Source organism: Pararhodonellum marinum (assembly GCF_015354735.1).
GTDB classification, from domain to species: domain Bacteria; phylum Bacteroidota; class Bacteroidia; order Cytophagales; family Cyclobacteriaceae; genus Pararhodonellum; species Pararhodonellum marinum.
In genome coordinates this window covers 1-21,635 of the sequence record NZ_JACEFJ010000013.1, presented here as the reverse complement: position 1 = coordinate 21,635, position 21,635 = coordinate 1, and the positions used below count along the sequence as shown (strand labels likewise).

17 protein-coding genes are annotated in these 21,635 nt (G+C 41.9%); 13 read left to right on the top strand and 4 right to left on the bottom strand.

The window, feature by feature from the left end:
* The first annotated feature begins 322 nt into the window (after positions 1-322).
* A complete protein-coding gene (locus H1A14_RS19020) occupies positions 323-1,309 on the top strand; it encodes an endonuclease/exonuclease/phosphatase family protein (protein ID WP_194777887.1) in 987 nt (328 codons plus the stop codon).
* Positions 1,310-1,372: 63 nt separating this feature from the next.
* On the opposite strand, the gene H1A14_RS19015 is transcribed toward H1A14_RS19020, so the two are convergent.
* A complete protein-coding gene (locus H1A14_RS19015) occupies positions 1,373-2,731 on the bottom strand; it encodes a M28 family peptidase (RefSeq protein WP_194777886.1) in 1,359 nt (452 codons plus the stop codon).
* A gap of 83 nt (positions 2,732-2,814) precedes the next feature.
* Between H1A14_RS19015 and H1A14_RS19010 the strand changes: the two genes are divergently transcribed.
* Together H1A14_RS19010 and H1A14_RS19005 are read left to right on the top strand one after the other, a co-directional pair.
* Entirely contained in the window at positions 2,815-4,773 is a 1,959-nt protein-coding gene (locus H1A14_RS19010) for a heavy metal translocating P-type ATPase (protein ID WP_194777885.1), read from the top strand.
* Between the two features lie 122 nt (positions 4,774-4,895).
* A complete protein-coding gene (locus tag H1A14_RS19005; protein ID WP_228527877.1) occupies positions 4,896-6,152 on the top strand; it encodes a purple acid phosphatase family protein in 1,257 nt (418 codons plus the stop codon).
* A 21-nt stretch (positions 6,153-6,173) separates the two neighbouring features.
* Here H1A14_RS19005 and H1A14_RS19000 read toward each other — a convergent pair whose 3' ends face one another.
* On the bottom strand, positions 6,174-6,467 hold the full coding sequence (locus tag H1A14_RS19000) for a hypothetical protein (RefSeq protein ID WP_317174909.1): 294 nt from the start codon (positions 6,465-6,467) through the stop codon (positions 6,174-6,176).
* Between the two features lie 156 nt (positions 6,468-6,623).
* On the opposite strand from H1A14_RS19000, the gene H1A14_RS18995 reads away from it, so the two are divergent.
* The 5 genes from H1A14_RS18995 to H1A14_RS18975 all read left to right on the top strand — a co-directional run bounded on the left by H1A14_RS18995 (position 6,624) and on the right by H1A14_RS18975 (position 12,414).
* The gene (locus H1A14_RS18995; protein WP_194777884.1) at positions 6,624-7,835 is read left to right on the top strand and encodes a vWA domain-containing protein; all 1,212 of its coding nucleotides are present in this window, start codon (positions 6,624-6,626) and stop codon (positions 7,833-7,835) included.
* A gap of 209 nt (positions 7,836-8,044) precedes the next feature.
* On the top strand, positions 8,045-8,917 hold the full coding sequence (locus H1A14_RS18990; protein ID WP_194777883.1) for a geranylgeranylglycerol-phosphate geranylgeranyltransferase: 873 nt from the start codon (positions 8,045-8,047) through the stop codon (positions 8,915-8,917).
* 384 nt (positions 8,918-9,301) lie between these two features.
* The gene (locus H1A14_RS18985) at positions 9,302-10,144 is read left to right on the top strand and encodes a hypothetical protein (RefSeq protein WP_194777882.1); all 843 of its coding nucleotides are present in this window, start codon (positions 9,302-9,304) and stop codon (positions 10,142-10,144) included.
* 67 nt (positions 10,145-10,211) lie between these two features.
* Positions 10,212-11,378, top strand: a complete 1,167-nt coding sequence (locus H1A14_RS18980; protein WP_194777881.1) for a hypothetical protein — start codon at positions 10,212-10,214, stop codon at positions 11,376-11,378.
* A 40-nt stretch (positions 11,379-11,418) separates the two neighbouring features.
* Positions 11,419-12,414 carry an adenosine kinase gene (locus tag H1A14_RS18975; RefSeq protein ID WP_194777880.1) on the top strand — a complete coding sequence of 332 codons (996 nt, stop codon included), beginning with the start codon at positions 11,419-11,421 and terminating at the stop codon, positions 12,412-12,414.
* A gap of 291 nt (positions 12,415-12,705) precedes the next feature.
* Here H1A14_RS18975 and H1A14_RS18970 read toward each other — a convergent pair whose 3' ends face one another.
* Positions 12,706-14,205: a glutamate racemase gene (locus tag H1A14_RS18970; protein ID WP_194777879.1), complete on the bottom strand. Its 1,500-nt coding sequence runs from the start codon at positions 14,203-14,205 to the stop codon at positions 12,706-12,708.
* A gap of 541 nt (positions 14,206-14,746) precedes the next feature.
* Between H1A14_RS18970 and H1A14_RS18965 the strand changes: the two genes are divergently transcribed.
* The 5 genes from H1A14_RS18965 (at position 14,747) to H1A14_RS18945 (ending at position 21,408) form a co-directional block, all read left to right on the top strand.
* Positions 14,747-16,072 (top strand): M16 family metallopeptidase, encoded by a 1,326-nt coding sequence (locus H1A14_RS18965; protein ID WP_194777878.1) that lies wholly within the window; start codon positions 14,747-14,749, stop codon positions 16,070-16,072.
* A gap of 26 nt (positions 16,073-16,098) precedes the next feature.
* Complete coding sequence (locus H1A14_RS18960; RefSeq protein ID WP_194777877.1) at positions 16,099-18,144, top strand: M16 family metallopeptidase; 2,046 nt, start codon at positions 16,099-16,101, stop codon at positions 18,142-18,144.
* Between the two features lie 83 nt (positions 18,145-18,227).
* The gene (locus H1A14_RS18955; RefSeq protein WP_194777876.1) at positions 18,228-18,953 is read left to right on the top strand and encodes a LolA-like protein; all 726 of its coding nucleotides are present in this window, start codon (positions 18,228-18,230) and stop codon (positions 18,951-18,953) included.
* Between the two features lie 124 nt (positions 18,954-19,077).
* A complete protein-coding gene (locus H1A14_RS18950) occupies positions 19,078-19,395 on the top strand; it encodes a hypothetical protein (RefSeq protein WP_194777875.1) in 318 nt (105 codons plus the stop codon).
* A gap of 111 nt (positions 19,396-19,506) precedes the next feature.
* Positions 19,507-21,408, top strand: a complete 1,902-nt coding sequence (locus H1A14_RS18945) for an ABC-F family ATP-binding cassette domain-containing protein (RefSeq protein ID WP_194777874.1) — start codon at positions 19,507-19,509, stop codon at positions 21,406-21,408.
* A gap of 5 nt (positions 21,409-21,413) precedes the next feature.
* Here H1A14_RS18945 and H1A14_RS18940 read toward each other — a convergent pair.
* Positions 21,414-21,635, bottom strand: a 222-nt coding sequence (locus H1A14_RS18940; protein WP_194777873.1) for a DNA alkylation repair protein, incomplete at its 5' end; no start/stop codon positions are given.

The window sequence follows — 21,635 nt, the reverse complement described above, 5'->3', positions numbered from 1 at the left end:
TTAGGTTAATTTTTGGAAAAAGCTGCTTTCATCTGGAAGCGGCTTTTTTTGTTTCAGGAGGATTGGTATCCTCTGTGAGGTTAGGTCAGGTTTTGGTGGAAGGTCTACCCTTAGGTCTTTCAATTGGCCTGAAAAATTCATCAGGCACCCAGATGCCTATCAAAAAGAGCGATTAGTAAGGCTCACAAGGTTTGTTAGTGGCTTTATATTTTTTCTGACCTGTGGTCTCTTCCATAAATTCTGTAACTTGCTGATAATTAAGCGCAAGATCCAGGTTTAACCCTCAAGTGACCGCTTTTTACCAAAATCTAAATGACTTCCCATGGCCAATGAAACGCATCACATTTTATGGTGGAATCTTGAAAACCTGTTTGACATACAAAATTCCCCTAGCAGACCCGATTGGCTTCAAAGCAGGCTGAATCAAGAGTTAGCCGGGTGGACCGAAGAGATTTTGGAAAGAAAAATTGAAAATCTGGCCTCTGTAATAGCGGAATATGACCAAGGAAATGGTCCTGATATCCTGGGGGTATGTGAAATTGAAAACAAACAGGTGTTGACCTTACTTATGGAGGAGGTAGGAAAAAGAATCAGCCGACAGTACAAAGTGATGCACCATGATACCAAAGACAACCGTGGAATAGACATTGCCATTGCCTATGATGTTGATCGGTATGATGATGATGGCCTGATTTTTACCCTAGAGGTTATGAAGCGGAATGCTACAAGGGATTTGTTTCAGATCAACCTGACCACAAAGTTGGGAGGAAATAAATTAATTTTGATCGGCAATCATTGGCCTGCAAGAAGCGCAGGACAATATGAATCAGAACCTTACCGGATGATGGTAGGTGAAACTTTAAGCTATTGGATCGATCGGATTTTTGAGGAGCAGGGAAGAAATGCTTCCATTGTGGCTATGGGTGACTTCAATGATGAACCATTCAATCGTTCTATTACCGATTACCTTATGACGTCCAACAATCGGACTAAAATTCAAAATGCACGTTCCATCAATTACTTATACAACCTGATGTTTCCTTTTTTGGATGGCGCATATGGTACCTACGTTTTCAACAGCAATTTGATGATCATCGATCAGTTTATGGTGTCACGCAATGTGATGTCCAAAAGCACAGCCACTGCATTCGATGTGGACAAGGTATTTGTTTTTGCTTTGGACAGAATGGTCAGAGGCGCCTACCATACCCCTATTCGCTTTGGAAGGCCTTCTGCGGGACTAAACCTAGAGGGATTCAGTGATCATTTGCCTATCGGGATGATATTAAAAGAAAGAATTAGAAATTGAAAGGGGCTGTGTTAGAAAAGCCCATATTGTGAGGGGATCTTTTAAATACCAGATGACCGCCCATTAGTTTCTAATTACCCGTTGTGGAAAAACAACCACTGATTCATTGCCAAACTTATCCACAGCTGATACCCCAAAATAAAAATTGTCAATAACGATTCCCTCCAGAGTAAACTCATTGATTTTTCCCACATACCGGGAATGGTCCCAAGTAGGGGAGATGGTCTGCCTCCAGTATACTTTGTATCCGGCAAGGTGCTCATCATTCTGATTATCCCAGGCCAATTTGGTGGAAGGCTGCACAACTCCTCCAATGCCCACGTTTTCAGGAGGCAGTGGGGCCCAGGCCAAGCCTGCAAGGGTGATGGCATTGACAGCTGTCAGTTTTTTTGCGTATTCGAAATTCACACCTTCTATTACATCTCCGTATTCAATGCCATTTTCCACACGGATGTCCTGGTGTTGTCGGTTGTAGTTTTCATGTGCCTCCATGATACGGATACCCGGAAAGCCCAGATCGTTGAAAGGGCGATGATGTCCACCTCTTCCAAAGCGGTCAAGCCGATAGACCATCATCGGGTTCATTTCAGGCATGTAGGTCAAGGTTTGTCGGTGCACATACCGGGCCAGTTGCCTCGAGGTGCCATCCACTTCCCCACCGTAAAACCGCCTCATGTTCCGCTCTCGTTCCGTTTCTGTGGGTGGGACTGGTTCGGAAAATATCCGAAACGTACGGTTGTCTATCACTCCGTCCACTCCTTCTATGTTGCCGATCATGTCATTGTTCAATACCCCAAGGATGTTCCAGCCGTTTTCCTTGGCATATTTGGCCAATCCAGCCCCACCGAAAAGTCCCTGTTCTTCTCCTGACAAGCCTGCATATACGATGCTGTTTTTGAATTTGTATTTTGAAAGGACCCTTGCAGCTTCTATCGCTCCGGCCATGCCTGAGGCATTGTCATTGGCGCCTGGAGCGTCTATTTCATAGTCCATGGTATCACTCGCCCTGGAGTCGATGTCTCCTGACATGATGATATAGTGGTCAGGGTTTTCTGTCCCTCTTTGTATGGCCACTACATTCACCACCCAGGCGTCTTTGGGTACTCGTGTATTTTCGGCCTTGGTTACGTAGTCTTTTTGGTAGAACACTTCCAGACAACCGCCACATTCCTCAGAGATTTGGTCAAATTCGGCTTTGATCCACCTTCTTGCAGCCCCAATCCCACGGGTATCGGACAGCGTGTCAGAAAAAGTATTCCGGGTTCCAAATCCGGCAAGGATCCGGATGTCATTTTCTAAGTTGTCAGCTGAAACAGCAGCGATGATATCGTACATGCGCTGATCACTTTGGGAGGGATTTAGGTTTTGTCCTACGGCGTAAAAGGTGAAAAAACCAATAAATAAGGTCAGAATTGATCGCATAGTCGGTTGAATTTTTTCTAATTTACCTCCGTCTATCCCAAATCAAAATAAAAATCACATAGGCGGAAAGAAGCAGGTATAAAATGGGACATTCAACACACGGTAAGTATTCGGAATTGTATTTCTCTCTTGCTTCAGGAAGCTTGTTGTTGATAGGTTTTTTGTTGTCTTTTTGGTCAGCATTACCCAATTCAGTGAGTTTGGTTTTTTACCTGGGGGCTTATTTTTTCGGAGGATATTATACTTCTCAAGAGGCTTATGAAGGATTGGTTAAGGGAAATTTCCACATTGACTTCTTGATGCTTTTGGCGGCGGTTGGCGCTGCTTTATTGGGTGCTTGGGCAGAAGGAGCACTACTGCTTTTTTTGTTTAGTTTAGGACATGCACTGGAGCATTATGCCTTGGCCAAGGCAAGAAACGCTCTTTCCTCTTTAAATGAATTGATTCCGAAAACGGCCACACTTAAAGAAGGTGATGTCAATAGGGAAGTGCCCATAGAATCCCTACAGAAGGGAGATGTGATTTTGGTGAGACCAAATAGCAGAATTCCGGCCGACGGATTGGTCATCCAAGGTAGCAGTCAGGTAAATCAGGCACCAATCACCGGTGAATCCATCCCTGTGGATAAGTTTGCAATTGCTTCTTCCCGGAAAAAGGGAACTGATCGATGGGAAGAAATAAATGAGGAAAACAGGGTGTTCTCAGGGACGATCAATGGAAGCCAAACTTTGGAAATTGAAGTGACTAAGACCAGTAAAGATTCTACTTTGGCCAGGATGGTGGCATTGGTCCAGGAATCCCAAAAGCAAAAATCCCCGACCCAGAGATTTACGGACCGTTTCGAGCGGTTTTTTGTACCAGTGGTGCTTGTCCTGGTGTTTGGACTCAACTTTGTATTTGTTTTTTCACCGGAGACTTTTCAAGAGAGTTTCTACAGGTCTATGGCTGTTCTGGTAGCAGCAAGTCCCTGTGCCCTCGCCATCTCTACCCCTAGTGCGGTGCTGAGCGGAGTGGCCCGGGCGGCCCGGACTGGCATTTTGGTCAAAGGTGGGGGGCCGCTGGAAATTCTAGGTAGTGTAAAAGCCATGGCATTTGATAAAACTGGCACCCTCACCCAGGGTAAGGCCCATTTAAATGAAATAATACCTTTAGGCAAATGTAATTCTTCTGAAATTCTTCAAATGGCTATGGCTGCAGAAGCCATGAGCAATCATCCTTTGGCAAAAGCCATATACAAAGCTGGCGTGGAGGAATTTGGAGAACAAAATGTGATTAAGGCCGATAATTTGGAGGATTTCGTGGGCCTAGGGGTTAAAGCGACAATTGATGGAGATTTGGTTTATTTAGGAAATCTCAACTTTTTCGAGACTTTGGATCAAGGTAAGCCTTCTCCTGACATCCTTCAAGAGATGAGCTTGCTCGAGGAAAATGGCAATACTTGTCTATTGCTTGCCCTCAAAGGGGATTTTTTAGGCATCTTGGCTTTAAGTGATTCACCAAGAATAGAGGCCAAAAATACTTTAGACCTTCTTCATCTATCTGGTATTGAGCACATGGTCATGCTCAGTGGAGACCACCAAAAAGTGGTGGATAAGATCGCCCGACAGGTGGGTTTAGACCAAGCTTATGGACATTTGATGCCCGAGGATAAGGTTAGGCATATTCAGCGACTGCAAAAAACTTACGGTAGGGTGGCCATGGTAGGTGACGGAGTAAATGATGCAGCTGCGATGGCGCACAGCGCTGTAGGGATCGCAATGGGTGCAGCCGGCAATGATGTGGCTATGGAGACAGCTGACATTGCCTTGATGGGCAATAGGTTGGACAAGTTGCCTTTTGCCTTGGCCCTAAGTCGCAAAACCCGTACTACAATCAAACAAAATTTGTGGATAAGTCTGGGAATGGTGGCGGTTTTGGTGCCCCTGACCCTCTTTGATGTGGCTGGAATAGGTCCTGCTGTGGTCATGCATGAAGGTTCCACACTCCTCGTGGTAGCTAATGCTTTGCGTCTATTGGGTTTTAAAAATGAGGTTTCTGATTGAATTGAAAGCAAGAAATTATCATTTGTTAAAAGAAACATAAGCTTAACTTAACAGGAAGGTTTCTTGGTGCTCTAATTTTTGATTAAATTAGACGTTTCGTCATTTAACAAATCCATACACGCATGAATATGATTAGTGAATTGAGAACGCTGAAAGTTTTCATAATTTCCTTTCTTTTGGTCGGCAGTACTTTCAATGCAGTCATTGCACAGGAAGAAGTGCCTTCAGGTATCATGCTGAGCTGGAAAGATGACCCCACAACGACCATGTGTTTGGATTGGCATACTCCCGAAAGCCAAACCCAAAATTTGTTTTACAGGCTTAAAGGGTCTGAGGAATGGCAGGGTCAAACCGGCGAAACCTTCCCTTTTCCTTTTTCGAGCGACAGGTTTGTACAGCGGGTTGAGCTTACCGGATTGACTCCCAATACGGCCTATGAGGTCAAATTCAGTGACAAAGGAAAAGTTTTTCATTTCATCACCATGCCTGAACATACCCATGAGGAAGCCATTAGGATAGCCATTGGAGGCGATAGCATGCACGAAAGGGCCTTTATGGAGAAAACCAATCAGTTGGTGGTCAAGTATGATCCTCATTTTGCCATCATAGGAGGTGATTTGGCTTATGCCAATGGACTGGAGGAAAATTTGAACCGGTGGTATGATTGGTTTGAGGCTTTAAAGGAATTGATCACTCCGGAAGGCAAAATTATCCCCGTTGTGGTCTGCATCGGAAACCATGAGGTCAAGGGGGGATATTTCTCAAAGCATGAAGATTACACCCAATCAGACGCATCCAGACTTAAAATCGCCCCTTATTTTTATCCTTTATTCACTTTTCCTGGTCAACCCGGTTATAGTACTTTGGATTTCGGTAACTATTTGAGTTTGTTTATTTTGGATACACAGCATTCCAATCCCATTGAAGGGCAACAGACTGATTGGCTAAAAAAAGCCCTAACAGAGAGAAAAGACACACAACATTTAATCCCGATCTACCATGTCCCTGCATTTCCTTCAGCTAGGGATTTTGATGGGGAAGTACATGCTTTGATCAGGGAAAACTGGGTTCCCCTTTTTGAAAGCTTTGGTGTGACTCTGGCTTTTGAAAATCATGACCATACCTATAAAAGAACCTATCCGATCCGAAATCAACAGGTAGATGATACAGGAGTAGTCTATATTGGAGATGGTGCTTGGGGTACAAGGACGAGGGAAGTTCATCCCGTGGATCAGACTTGGTACCTAAATAAGGCAGTAGGGATCAGGAATTTTACTTTGTTAAGCATTCAAGGAAGCGAAAAAAGCATGATGATGTTTGATGAGGAGGGTAACCTTTTGGATAGCTATCCAGAACTTCCCAAAATTAAAGCCCCTTAATTTTACCGGACTTAATAAGAATTAGGTTTGAAGGTAGTGTCGGACCAGAGTTTCCCATTCTTCATCCAGGTCATATGTTGGTCTGCTTTTACCGGCCCTTCTGTACCAGTAGTCTGCATTCCAGATGTCTCCCTCTTTTCGATGTAGGTAGGCATGCACATGGGAGGCAGCTTGATCAGACAAGCTGTCCACGCAGTGATGTGCATTTTCCCAGTTTCCTTTAGCATCAAACCACAAGGCCCTTAGATGTGGTGGTAGTTCTTCACCTGGATAGTGATGTGAAAGAGATGCTCGGAATGCTTTAAAATCCATCATGGTATTTCTAGTCAATTTAAAAGGTCGAAAAAGCTAATCACAGTAAAAATTTTTCAGAATAAAATAAATATAGGTTTTTTCTCAATTTTCAGGACATGTTTTCAAATTAATTCGTCTTTTCAAAAGGGTAGGTTGACATTTAAACTAATAACAATTATGGATGCAGATTTTTACAAAATGAAAGTAAGGCTCAGGTTTCTTCTGGTCTCACTGGCTCTGTGGGCTTGTGAAGGGAATATGGAAGATATGGGAAGCCCAGATGGAGCCTTTTTGGATCGATTAGGCGGAAGCAGTGAAGTGGGTGTTGTGGATGGAGGTTCTGGGGGACAAGAGGTGACCATTCCAGCGGGGCAGATCACTGCGGGCGAGTGGAATGATTTAGAGAATTGGTCCTTTTGGGGAAACCTGATGAACCAACAAGAATTCGGCAAGTACCGCGGTTATTGGGGTTTTGGCATGCAACATCGAGTGGCAGTTTCAGTAGTGGACAATGCCGGCCAAGCTGTGATCGACGTACCGGTGGCATTGAAACAGGGTACAGAAGTGATCTGGATGGCCAAGACGGACAACAAGGGCAGAGCAGAATTATGGTCAAATGTATATGCCATTGGAAACCTAAGATTGCAAGAGGAACCACTGATTTTAGATATTCAGAACGGAACAAAGACCTTTTCTCCAGTTAAGGCTTACGCTGAAGGAATCAATACCATCACTTATTCAGGAAATGCCTTACAAACCCAAAGGGCCGAAATTGCTTTTGTAGTGGATGCCACCGGTTCTATGGGTGATGAACTGGAATACTTAAAGGTAGAATTGAACGATGTGATCCAACGGGTAAAAAATGAATTCCCAAGTATTCCCTTGTTTACCGGATCGGTATTTTACAGGGATGTAGGTGATGATTATGTGACAAGAGAATCTCCCTTCACTGCAGACATCAACCAAACCATGGGATTTATCCAAAATCAATCTGCTGAAGGTGGAGGAGATTATCCTGAAGCAGTCCATACTGCTATGGAGAAAGCCATCCAGAATTTGCAGTGGTCAAGCCAAGCCAAATCAAGGTTGTTGTTTCTGGTTTTGGACGCCCCGCCTCACCACCGGCCTGATGTCATCAAAAGCCTACAAGCCAGCATCAAATCAGCTGCATCCAAGGGAATAAAAGTCATTCCGGTAACCGCAAGTGGGATTGATAAGGAAACTGAATTTTTGATGCGGTTTTTTGCAATGGCTACCAATGGGACTTATGTTTTCATCACCAACCACAGTGGCATAGGCAATGATCACCTTGAGCCTACGGTAGGGGATTATGAGGTAGAATTTCTGAATGACCTGATGGTGCGTCTTATCAATGAATCTTTAGAGTAAAGTTTGGTTAATTATATCAAAAATCCCCTTTTCCCTGAGAAGGGGATTTTTTTTTCGGCTGGATTTAGCTCGGAAAACTTGCCTGAAGATATTTTGTTGGACAGTGATTTTTCGAATTGTAAGTTAAATTTTCAAAACTTTGAAGCCCTTCTCCTTAATATTTCATTTTAGGCACCAACCTCCCGATTAATTTGTCGTAATTTTAAACCATGGAAGTTGTAGCATCCACACCAAAATTTTCCACCAAGGCATTTTTCAAGATCATCAGGCCGATGAACTTGTTGATGGTGGCATTTGCGCAGCTCATGACCGCTTACTTTTTGGTGGAGACCACGAGGCAAGGGATGCCGGTACTACAGGATTACAACCTCTATCTTTTGATTTTAGCCACAGTGATCCTTACGGCCTCAGGCTACATGATCAATGATTATTACGATGTCAAAATCGATTATATCAACCGCCCCAATACCGTGGTAGTAGGGCGTACCATGAAAAGGCGTATTGTCATGATCCTCCATACTGTTTTCAATTTTAGCGGCATCATGCTTGGGTATTTGGTGGGGCCAAGAATAGCAGTGGTCAATATCATAGCTGCTTTTCTGCTTTGGCTTTACAGCAATCAATTAAAAAGGCTTCCCTTTATCGGCAATATTACCGTTGCTTTGCTTACAGGAATGTCTATTTGGATTGTGGGGTTCTATTATCAGCAATCGGAACTTATCGTATTGACTTACGCCTTGTTTGCTTTCTTTCTCAACCTGATCAGAGAGATCATCAAAGACATAGAGGACAGGCAGGGAGATCGCTTGCATGGATGCAAGACGCTTCCTATTGTATTGGGATTTAGAGCAACCAAACAAGTTATTTTTCTGATCGCAGGGGTTTTTGTGGCCTCCATATTGGTAGTTACCTTTAGGATCAACAACACCCACCTTTTTATTTATTTCGGCGGACTAAGTTTGTTATTCACATTTTTCATGTATAAAATTTACCATGCTGACCGAAAAATCCATTTCACCAGACTAAGCTTACTCTCTAAGATTCTGATGTTTACCGGAATTTTAAGTATGGGATTTCTGTAGGAACCTCGCTTCCTTGGTTAAAAAAAATTGCACGCAAAGTTGGAAAGTCGCAAAGTGACATGTTCTTCTGGTTGTTAAAAGGTTATTTTTTAGTTTTGGGGTTGTCGAGGTTATGGGAGAAAAGCCTTATGCTCCACATTTTTGAAAGAGAAAAAAATTACCCGCTAAAGGGGCAAAGTCACTAAGAAATTTATGCTTGATTGGTTGTCGATAAATTAAATTATTGAGGGAGTGAAAAGATAAATTAAAAAAACCTTTGTGGCTTGGCGCCTTTGCGGGAAATAAATGAACGAGAAGTAAATTAAAGTTGCGCATAATGTGGATAACTCTGGTCAGTTTGAAGTTTGAAAACCAAATTGAAAGGAAATCCTATATTTGCTTATAATGGCAGATCTATTCCAAAAAGGTTACGATAGATTTCATTGGTTGTCCTTCGACGTGGTGGCAGGGGCCTGTGCAGGTATGTATTTTTTTGCCCATTTGTTGAATCAAAGGCTTTCTTGGATTTATTATCTGCTGCTTTCAATGGCAGTTTGGAGCATTTATACTTTGGACCATTTATTGGACGTGTATGATTTAAATACCATCGCAAAAACACCGCGACACCAATTCCACCAAGAACATTTAAAAAAGTTGGGTTTTGTCCTTGTTTTGATTGCTCTGTCAGGAATTTTTCTGGCTTTTTACACTTTACCTACCCCGAAATTAACATATTCTGGTTTTATTTTGGGAATACTGATTGTCATCAGCATATTTTTTTTCAAGTGGGTGGCCAGCAGCTTGGCTTTTTTTAAAGAAGCATTGACTGCTTTGTTTTATGTTTCAGGGATTGCATTCGTACCTGTGATGACTTCTTCCATAGCTGAGTTGCCTGAAGAATTTTGGTGGATTTTTGTTGCCTATGTATGGGTAGCTTGGATCAATCTGCTTTATTTATCGCAATTGGATCGATCCTCAGATTTGGCGGATCATATGCCCTCATTTTCTACTTTAATGGGCGAGTTATCCACAATAAGGTTGATTACCTTTCTGATACTTTTGACTTTCTTTTTTCTGGTCATAGCTATTTGGGTCATGCCTGCCTATTACCGCATTTATTTGAGTATTCTTATGTTGGTTCTTTTGGCCCACGCCTTTTTCTTTTTCAGCCCTGAATCGGTTCCACGTAAAGTCAGGTTGTATCTTGAGGCGGCTTTCCTTTTGGGTTTTTTATTGGTTTTCTTTTAATGGCTTGGTTTCTTTTTTTCTTATCGGGTATTTGGCTAATTTTAGCTTTTTAAAATAAATCAAAAACATGATCATTCAGGAAGTAAACAGCCCCAAATTGGAGAAGGAATTTTTGGAAATGGCTGTCAAACTTTACAAAAATGAGCCCAATTGGATCAGGCCGCTGGACAAGGATATTGAAGGCATATTCCACGCTGAAACCAACAAACTGCTTCGACAAGGAGGGAAGGCCATCAGGTGGTTGCTTCAAGATGAGCAGGGTAATGTTTTGGGAAGAATAGCGGCTTTTATCCATCCAAAATGGAAAGAAAAACAGCCCACCGGAGGCTTAGGGTTTTTTGAATGTGTGGATAACCAGGAAGTAGCTTTTAAACTGTTTGATACGGCTAGGACTTGGCTCCTAAACCTGGGTATGGAAGCCATGGATGGTCCAGTCAATTTTGGGGAAAGAGACAAATGGTGGGGGCTGCTTGTGCAGGGTTTTTCGCCACCAAATTACAATATGCCATACAATCACCCTTATTACCAATCATTCTTTGAGGCGTATGGTTTCAAGCTATACTTTAAGCAATACACCTATATGCGACCCTGCCAACGCTTGGGTTTTGATCCTAAGATGATCGAGAGAGCCGATAAAATCATGGCAAATCCAGAATATTCTTTTCGACATGTGCGCGGGGATGAGCTTAAAAACCATGCTCCCAGGTACTTTATGGAAGTATACAACAAAGCATGGGCGAGACACATGGGGAAGTCCCTGACTTTAAAAGAAGCCCAGCTTATGTTCGGAAAAATGAAACCCATCATAGACCCTAGATTGATCTATTTTGGTTTCTTTAAAGATGAACCTGTTTCATTTTTTATCAACATTCCTGAGATCAATCAAATTTTTAAATACGTCAACGGCAAATTGGATCTTGTTGGCAAATTGAAATTCTTGTGGAACAAGACCTTTAATCCACCGAATAAAATGCTCGGGCTGGTTTTTGGCGTGGTCCCGGACCATCAGGGCAAGGGGGTGGAAAGTGCCATGATCATGAAGTACAATGAGGTATTTGCAAGTAAAGACTCCTTCCCCTATAAAACCATAGAGATGAATTGGGTCGGGGACTTTAATCCAAAAATGATGCGGGTTTGCGAACAACTCAATGCGACCATATATAAAACACATCATACATACAGGTACCTTTTTGATCGGGAAAAACCTTTTGAAAGACATCCTATTTTTGAATAGCACATAAACTTACTTTGAAGATTACTGAAAGAAAGAAAACATGAAAAAATATGACGTAGTAGGCATAGGCAATGCCTTGGTAGACATTGAATTTAAAGTAACCGACCAGTTTTTTGAAGAAAACGGTGTGGAAAAGGGCTTGATGACTTTGGTGGATGAAAAAAGGCAAAATGCCTTGATGAAGGTAGTCAACACCAAGGAAACCAAAAAGCAATGTGGGGGTTCTGCCGGTAATACAGTGATCGCAGTGAGTCAATTCGGAGGTAATTCCTATTACTGCTGTAAAGTAGCCAATGATGACTTGGGCCAATTTTTTGTAGAAGATCTGAAAAACTCCGGGGTGGATCATAATTTAGATCCCAATAAGCTTGAACCCGGGATTACTGGAAAATGTCTGGTAATGGTGACCTCAGATGCAGAAAGGACAATGAATACGTTTTTAGGGATATCTCAACACTTTTCCACAAAGGATGTCAATGAGTGGGCCATCAAAGATTCAAAATACCTTTTTATCGAGGGTTATCTGGTCACTTCTACCAACAGCAAGGAGGCGATGATGCATGCCAAAAAGATCGCTGAAGAAAACGGCGTCAAGGTTGCCTTAACCTTTTCTGACCCTGCCATGGTAAAATATTTCAAAGGGGCATTCGATGATGTAATAGGTCACAGTGTGGATTTTCTTTTCGCCAATGAGGAGGAAGCCATGTTGTATACCGGTAAGGATAATTTGATGGAGGCCAGGGAGGAATTGAAAAAAGCTGCCAAACATTTTGTCATCACTCAAGGGAAAAATGGTGCAATGATATTTGATGGCGATACCTTTATCGACATTGAGCCTTATGAGACCACCGCAGTGGATAGCAATGGAGCAGGGGATATGTTTGCCGGCGCTTTTATGTTTGGGATCACCAATGGACACAGCTATGCATCGAGTGGTAAGCTTGCCTCTATGGCCAGCTCTAAGATAGTAAGCCAGTTCGGACCGCGACTAATTTGGCATGAAGCCAAGGAAATATTGGCCAGATTAAATCCGTGAAGAGGAATTTTCTGAAGTTATCCACAAAATAGTGAAGCCATAAATTCAATAGTAAACAATTATGAACCCCTGCATAAAATAATGATTAAGGTGTAAGCTCCCATGGTATGTAAAAAACTAGAAAAAACTTCAACTTAAAGTAATACTTAAAGAGTAATTTTAAGTAAAATTACTCTCTGTTTTCTGAAAAAAATCTATGTGCTTAAAGCTTTTCTTTAATCTATATTTCAAATAATTGCAATAGTTGAAAAGACCGTAATTTCCTAAAGACCTTTAGCGTTTTCAACATTATCATGGTATGGCGGGTTCTAAATTCAATCCCATCAATTCAAATGTCCTAGGGGTCATCTGGGCCAACCGGGCAAGGGTTTCCTGAGGAATATTTTGTTCACTAAAAGGGACAATTTTGACATACTCCTGAATCTCTCCAGGCTTCCTTCCATATTTGTAAGCATAGGTGAATCTGCCATGGGCATCTAATTCAGCTTTTGAGTTATCCACATTGGGTACTGAAATGTAGAACTGAGAGTCCTCCATGCTGCCTGTGGAATTAAACAGTTGATTTTCTTTCATATAGACATACAATTCTCTCGCGGTATTCACAGAAGGGTCCACAATATCAATTTCTTTTGCCATCAGGTGCCTGTATCGAAAGCCGTCTCCCTCTGGATAATCATACAGCTCGGCCAAAATATCTTTCACCTCTTTGATCAGATAGGGGTAATGTGTACAACCTAGAATCAAGGCTTTTAAAGGTTGGGCATTCGGAATGCTTCTCATTTGTTCCATCAAAGAGACCAAATGGTACCGGACATAATTCTCAGGGTCATTCAATTGAAGGATATTGCATTCGTTTAAGTTATCCACATCACATAAAATCTTGTTTTGGTCCATGTCAAAATTGTAGATGTCCAGTAGGGTTTTGTCTATTTTGAATTCAGGATGGTTCAGTCCTGGGCCTCTGTAATCCGATCTAGGGGCAGAAAGATTTCTGGCCAAGTAATCAGGTTCCTCATCCACCGCTTCTGCAATGCCATGCCCACCCTGATTATAAATCTGGATGTCACCTGAATAACCGCCTTCTTCAATTAATCTGATCAGGGTGTTTTCATAGCCTTTAGATGTAATGGTACCAACCGTAGCCATCACACCTATAGTCCCGTCTTCCTCAAGGCCAAAATTTTCCAAGGCACCCCTTGACCCGGCATCAATCACCCCAATTACCTTCATCTCTATCCCGGTCTTGGCCAAGAAATCTTCAATAAACTCTTTGCCATAGGCGGTTGCTGTATTGCAGGCTATCACTAAAGTTTTTACCCGAGGTTTGCCGATATTGGGAAGGGGCGACTCACGGGAATCGTAATACTTGTCTGAAAGTAAAAACTGCGTGTCTTTGAGGATGTGTTCGATCAGCAGTTCACTGTTTTCCTCTGACGCATAATTGCCATAAGGCATATTGGCTTGGTCGGCAAGGTAAATAAAGCTTTCGTTACTGAAGTCAGCAAGTCCGTCTTGCCCTTTCTTTCCAAGTGCATTGTCGTATTCATCAAATTTCAATATGGCATCCAAAACAGTGAGCCCACCTGTACCTGAATCAAATACACCGATAGGCAGGGATGGATCCAATTGTGGATAACTATTGAAATCAATGAAATAGAAGCTTTGGGGGTCGTTGAGTATGGCTTGTTCAATTGGAATCTCTTTTTTTTGACGAGAATCTTCCTGGACTTCAGGAGCTTTGCAGGCAAAAATAGAAGATAAGAAAACCAGTATTATAAAGCAGTTTTTCATAGAAAAGGGGAATTATCAAAGAAACAAGTTATTGAGCCCAAACAAATATTCACTCAAATTGTGATGCTTCCAAAAAATCAGTCACCTATTTTCATTTCACCAATAGAGATTTTTAAAGCCACAAATTTTTATTTCCTTAAATGGTTAATAAAAAAAACCATTTGAGGGATGTAAGTCATTTGAGTGAAAAGTGGACATAAAATTTCATCTAAAACATGCCAAAAAAATTCTTTCATCAACGATAACCTGCATTGGTCTAGACAGGCTTTCAAACTTTGTCATTTAATTTCTACATTTGAAAGAAAAACGATCAAGGTAGTTTCGGTGAGTTACACCCTATGAATCTGAAGGAAAAAAAATGTAAATCAGACTACATTTTTAAGATTTAAATTTGTTTCTTTTGATTATAAATAATATTTTTCAAAGCGATTTTTGCCAAGTCTGTAGAAAGGAGTTACAAAATGTTTTTTCTGATTAACAAAATGACCTGTGGATCGATTATTGTAAAGCACCTAATTCTTACCCGAATAAACACAAACATATGAGAAAAATTACGCTTTTGATACTGTTCAGTGCCCTAGTCACTTTGACAGTAATGGCTCAGAACAAGATAGAATTCAAGGAATTTACTTTGGATAATGGCTTGCATGTGATCATGCACAAAGACAACACCACGCCCATCGTCATTACCTCCGTATTGTACCATGTAGGTTCTAAAAACGAGGATCCCGAAAGAACAGGCTTTGCCCATTTTTTTGAACACCTGCTTTTTGAAGGAAGTGAGAACATCGGCAGAGGTGAATACATGGAAATCATCCAATCAGCGGGTGGGGAATTGAATGCTTTCACCTCTAATGACATCACCTACTATTATGAGCTGCTGCCTAGCAATCAATTGGAATTGGCACTTTACATGGAAAGTGAGCGAATGCTTCATGCCAAAATTGACGAAGTAGGCGTGGAAACCCAAAGAGAGGTGGTGAAAGAGGAAAAAAGGCAGCGAATTGACAACCAACCCTATGGGTCTATTTTGCAGGAAACGCTTCTTAGAGCCTACTCCGAACATCCGTATCAATGGGCACCTATTGGCTCCTTGGACCACTTGAATGCCGCTACTTTAGAGGAATTCATGCAGTTCTACAATGATTTTTATGTGCCCAACAATGCTACCCTTACCATTGCAGGTGACCTTGATTATGCACAGACTGAAGCCTGGGTGAGAAAATACTTTGAAGAAATACCTAAGGGTAAAGGAGAAATCTACCGCCCCAATGTCAAAGAACCTAAAAAAACCGCAGAGATCAGAGACATCATATATGACAACATTCAGATCCCTGCCGTCATCCAGTCCTATAATCTTCCTCCCAAAAATCATCCCGATTCATATGCACTGTCCATGTTATCCACTTACCTAACAGGAGGAAAATCTTCCTTAATGACCAAAGAACTTGTGGATAACCAACAAAAAGCGTTAGCTGTTGCTGCAATTCCTTTGGATTTGGAGGATGGAGGAATTTTTCTGATGTATGGCATCACCAATATGGGTGTGGATCCAGAGGACCTTGAAAAAGAAATAGATGTTTTAGTTGGAAAAGTGCAAGAAGAAGGCATATCAGATACGGAATTTCAAAAACTTCAAAACATCATCGAAAATGATTTGGTTAGCAAAAATGCGTCAATGGCAGGTATAGCACAAAACCTTGCAGAAGCAAAAGTATTCTATGGCAATACCAATTACATCAATCAGGAATTGGAACAGTATCGAAAAGTGAAAAAGGAGGATTTGAAGCGGGTGGCCAATGAATACATGACCCTTGATGGTAGAGTGGTACTCTACTACCTCCCCAAACCCCAAGTACAAAATTAATTTAAAAAGCGAGCACCATGATTAACATGAAAAATATAGCAATTCTTATGATCTGCCTGGTCCTTTCGACCTTGGCAACAGCTCAGGTAGACAGGTCAAAACTGCCAGAGCCAGGTCCTGCCCCTGAAATCAAATTGGGCGATGCCGCTACCTTTACTCTGGACAATGGACTCAAAGTCTTTGTGGTACAAAACAACAAACTACCCAGGGTGGCTTTTTCCTTGGTATTAGAAAGGGACCCTATCCTTGAAGGGGAAAAGGCTGGTATGACAGGCTTTGTGGGAGAAATGCTCACTGCTGGGACCAAAAATCGTTCTAAGGAAGCTTTGGATGAAGAGGTGGATTTCATAGGAGCTTCCTTAAATGCAGGATCGACCTCTATTTATGGTTCATCATTGAAAAAGCATCAGGAAAAAATTCTTGAGCTGATGACAGATGTGTTATACAATCCCATATTCCCTGATTCGGAATTGGATAAACTGAAAAAGCAAACCATTACAGGTTTAGCCGCTAGTAAGGACAATCCTGACGCCATTTCCAATAGATTGGTGTCCAGCTTGAACTTTGGGAGAAATCATCCTTATGGTGAGTTGGAAACCGAAGCTACTGTCAATAATGTGACCGTCGAGGACATAAAGAATTATTATGAAACCTATTTCAAGCCAAATATTGCTTATTTGGCCATCGTGGGTGATATTGATAAAAAGGAAGCGGAAAAACTGGTCAAAAAATATTTCACTAAGTGGGAAAAAGGGCAAGTCCCTTCCAAATCTTATGAAATGCCTACGCCTCCAGAAGGCAACAAGGTGGCTGTGGTAGACCGTGCATCTTCAGTTCAGTCTGTCATCAACCTGACTTATCCCATGGAAATGAGCCTGGCCAATGAAGACTACCTGTCCACCCGCGTGCTCAACTATATTTTGGGTGGAGGATCTTCTTCAAGATTGTTTATGAATCTAAGAGAGGGCAAGGGGTATACGTATGGCGCTTATTCATCAATAGGCTCAGATAAATTAGTCACCTCTTTTTCAGCCAATGCATCAGTGAGAACAGAAGTTACTGATTCGGCTCTTCACGAATTTATTTATGAAATAGACAAAATGGTCAAAGAAGGCGTGACAGAGCAGGAATTAGAAGCGGCCAAGGCAAATTTAAGCGGTAGTTTTGGACGATCTTTGGAAAACCCTTCCACTATTGCGAATTTTGCCATCAATACAGAAAGGTATCAACTCCCTAAAGATTTTTACGCCACTTATCTTCAAAGATTAAGTGATCTGTCGGTCGAAGACATCAATGCTGTAGCTAAAAAGTACCTCAAACCTGAAAACATGCACATCACAGTGGTAGGGGATGGCTCTGGGCTGAAAGGTAAACTGGATTCGTTTGGTCCTGTTGCATTTTATGATAACCAAGGCGATCCGGCCAGGGAATTGGCAGAGGTAGATGCGGATCTTTCAGCGGAACAAGTCATTGAAAATTACATCAATGCCATAGGTGGCTGGGATGCCGCAAAAGCAATCAAAACGGCTAAGGTGAATTTGACTGCTGACATCCAAGGGCAGGTGCTTACCCAGGATTTCACCTTTGATGTGGACAATGAAAAATTCAACCAAAAAGTCAGCATGATGGGCAACACCCTCAGCAATGTGACCATTGCGGACGGAAAAGCGGTAATGACTATGCAGGGCCAAACTCAGGCCCTTCCTGAAGAACAGTTCCAGGCAGCAAAAATGAATATGTTTCTGATACCTGAACTTCACTACAAGGATTTGGCCTATGAGATGGAACTGGATGGCATCAGGGATGTGGAAGGCGAGGATGCCTACAAAGTGATCGTCACAAATCCTGTTGGGGGGAAAACAGTCAATTACTACAGTGTAGAGAGCGGATTGAAAGTGAAAAACGAAAATGCCCAATCAGGAGATACCTTTTACAACAAGTATGATACCTTTTCAGGGGTAAAATATCCTATTGAAATGACGGTAGTCTCTCCTATGATTCCCATGCCACTACAAGCTAAAGTTAATTCTTTGGATGTAAATGTATCTTTGACCGAAGCGGATTTTGAATAAAAAAAATTATCTTTATTCCAAGGTCTTATTTTGGTATTGTTTGCCAGGTTGTACCTAATTTGTTTACCTTAAACCAAAAATTTATGAAATTACATTTAATATGCTTGTTTTCTGCCTTTCTGATCTTTTCAGGAGTAGATGCGATGGTATCAAATCATCCACAGGATGAAGTAACCCTAGCCGGAGATCCAGAGGTAGATGCGGTGATAGAAAAATACATAGAGTCTATTGGCGGAAAATCCAAAGTAGACGCTGTGAAAAATGTAAGCTTGCTCATGACCACCGAGATCCAGGGCATGCAACTTGAAATCCGAACCATAAGCGACAGTGAAAATGGAAGGATGATTCAAGAAACCACCATGGATGGCAACACCATTTCCCAAACCATTTTAAATGGTGACAATGGAAAGGTTATCGCCATGGGTAACCCACAAAACCTCAGTGCCGAGCAAGTTAAATTGTTGAGGCCCCAGACGTATGTTTTCCCTGAGCAGCATTATGAATCTTTAGGTTATTCATCCAGTTATGGAGGAACAGAACAGGTGAACGGTGAGGAAGCCCACAAAATCGTAGTCAAAACAGATGGAGGTCAGGAAACCAATGATTATTATAGCGTGGCGTCCGGACTGAAAATCAAAACCTATGGCGAAGTCTTAGGGGAGGTTACCTACAGTGATTATCAGGAGGTCGAGGGTATATTGATGCCTATGACCATGACCATCAATAACCCCATGGTTCCAGCAACCATGATTGGGAAAGTTACCGAAGTAAAAATTAATGTGGATTTGGATGATTCCATGTTTGAATAGCGATTCTTTGTTTAACTTTAAGCCCCTTTTGGGGCTTTTTTTGTTTTAAGGCAGATTTTGTTCAACTTTATGCTGTACTTAAGGTTCATTTCAGAAGCAATAGAATTATTTAAAAAAAACATCCATGGCAACAAAAAAGAACAGTTTTGATGAGGTAGAAAAAATGCTTCAAGAAATCGGGACAAAAATAGAGGAACTTATCGAAAAAGGCGCAGAGGCAACCGGTGAGGCCAAAGAGGAAATCGAAAAGAAAATTGCAGAGCTGAGAGCTAAAAACGCCGGCTTGGAAGAGGAATTCAAAAAAGGAAAAGCCCAATTTGAAAAATCCTTCAAGAAGAAACAAAAGGATATAGAACCCCAACTAAAAAAGTCCAAAAAACATTTTAAAAACGGCTTCAAACAATTGGGTAAAGCCATTCAAGCTTTGATAGGGAAAAAATAATCCCATCCTCTGCTATTTATTCCTTGACCTGGAATCAGTTCTTTATATTGGGTCCTTGGAGAATACCGAAGGCAAATTGCTTTGGCCTATTTTTTTGGCTAATTTTGCGCCATGAATTACCTATCAGTAGAAAACCTCAGCAAATCTTTTGGAGAGCGCAAACTTTTTCAAAACATCTCATTTGGGATAGATCAAGGACAAAAGGTGGCCCTAGTGGGTATCAACGGTGCCGGCAAATCGACTCTGATGAAAATCATCATGGAACTTGAGGTTCCTGATACTGGTAGTGTGGCGCTCAATCAACAAGTTAAAATCGCCTATGTGCACCAAAACCCTGTCTTTTCTGGAGAATTAAGTATCTTCAAAACCATTTTTGATGACAGCAACAATGAAACGCTGAAAGTAATCGAGCAATACCACAAGGCAATGTTGGAAGCTGAACAGGGAAAAGACAATGCAGACCAGTTACAAACCATTTTTGAAAAGATGGACAGGTTGGAAGCCTGGGACTTTGAATATCAGGTAAAGGAAGTTTTGGGTAAACTTGGATTGCATGATACAGAAATCCCGGTAGGCAGTCTGAGCGGGGGACAGCGCAAGCGAGTGGCCCTTGCCAAGGCCATTTTGGAAAAGCCCGATCTATTGTTGCTCGATGAGCCCACCAATCACCTAGACCTAGAGACCATTGAATGGTTGGAGGAATACCTTGCAAAAGCCAACCTGTCTTTATTTATGGTTACCCACGACAGGTATTTTCTGGAAAAGGTCACCAATCAGATTTTGGAACTGGACCAAGGCAATATCTATAGATACATGGGCAATTACGGCTACTTTTTGGAAAAGAAGGCAGAGCGGAGAGAAGTAGAAGCCACTGAACAGGAAAAAGCCAAGAGCCTATATAAAAAAGAACTCGACTGGATCCGCAGGCAGCCCAAGGCAAGGAGTACCAAGGCCAAGTACCGGGTGGATGCCTTTGAGGAAACCAAAGAAAAGGCATTTCAAAAGCGGGAAGAAAGGGATATTTCCCTATCCGTCACCTCGCAGCGCCTCGGCAATAAAATCATAGAGATCGAGAAACTGCATAAATCCTTTGACGACAAAGTGCTGATCAAGGATTTCAGTTATACTTTCAAAAAGGGTGACAAGATCGGTATTGTGGGTCCCAATGGAGCCGGAAAGACCACATTTCTGAACATGCTCACTGGGGCGCTCACTCCAGACAGTGGAAAAGTAGTCACCGGACAAACCACTGCCATAGGATATTACCGTCAGGAAGAGGATGCATTTGATGAAGAAATGAGACTGATAGACATCGTGAAAGAGGTAGCCGAAGTAGTGACCATTGCTGGAGGGGTCACCATCACCGTGTCCCAGTTCCTGACCCAATTTGGCTTTCTTCCCAAACAACAGCATACCCCCATAGCCAAACTCAGTGGAGGGGAAAGACGTCGGCTGCAGTTGCTAATGGTACTGATTAAAAGTCCAAATTTCCTTATTTTGGATGAGCCCACGAATGATCTGGACCTTATGACCCTCAACACGCTGGAAGCTTTTTTGGACAATTTTCCAGGATGCCTGATCATCGTATCCCATGACCGGTATTTTATGGATAGGCTGGTAGAGCACATTTTCGTGTTTGAGGGAGAAGGAAAAATCAAAGACTTTCCCGGAAATTATACTGAATTTAGAGATTGGGAAAAGGAACAGAAAGTTCAAAAAAAGGCAGATCAGGTCGATAAGCCCACAAAAAACAGTGTTCCTCTGACTGAGTCAACTCCGGTTGCTCCAAAAAACAAGGCGACCTTCAAAGAAAAAAAGGAATTCGAAAACATCAGTAAGGAAATTGAGGCCCTTGAGGCAGAGAAATCAAAGTTGGTAGGTCAGATCGGAGTGGGATCAGAAAACCATGAAGAACTGTTGGCTTGGTCCAATGAAATCAAACGAATAAGTGAACGGCTTGAGGCTATGGAATTGAGGTGGTTGGAATTGAGTGAACTTGACGGTATAAATTAGTCTGTTTATTTACTTTTGCCCATCAGTTCTTTCTTGATTTGGGGATCAAATTTTTCAATGGCATACCTTAGCATGGTTCGAGGCATTTCTATCCGGAATTGCTTGATAAATGACAAAGCGACATCAAAATCCCTGTTCCCAACTTCCCTTATCATCCACCCCGTGGCTTTGTGTATAAGGTCATGGGGCTTGTTCATGAGGATTTCAGCCAATTGAAGTGTCTCTTT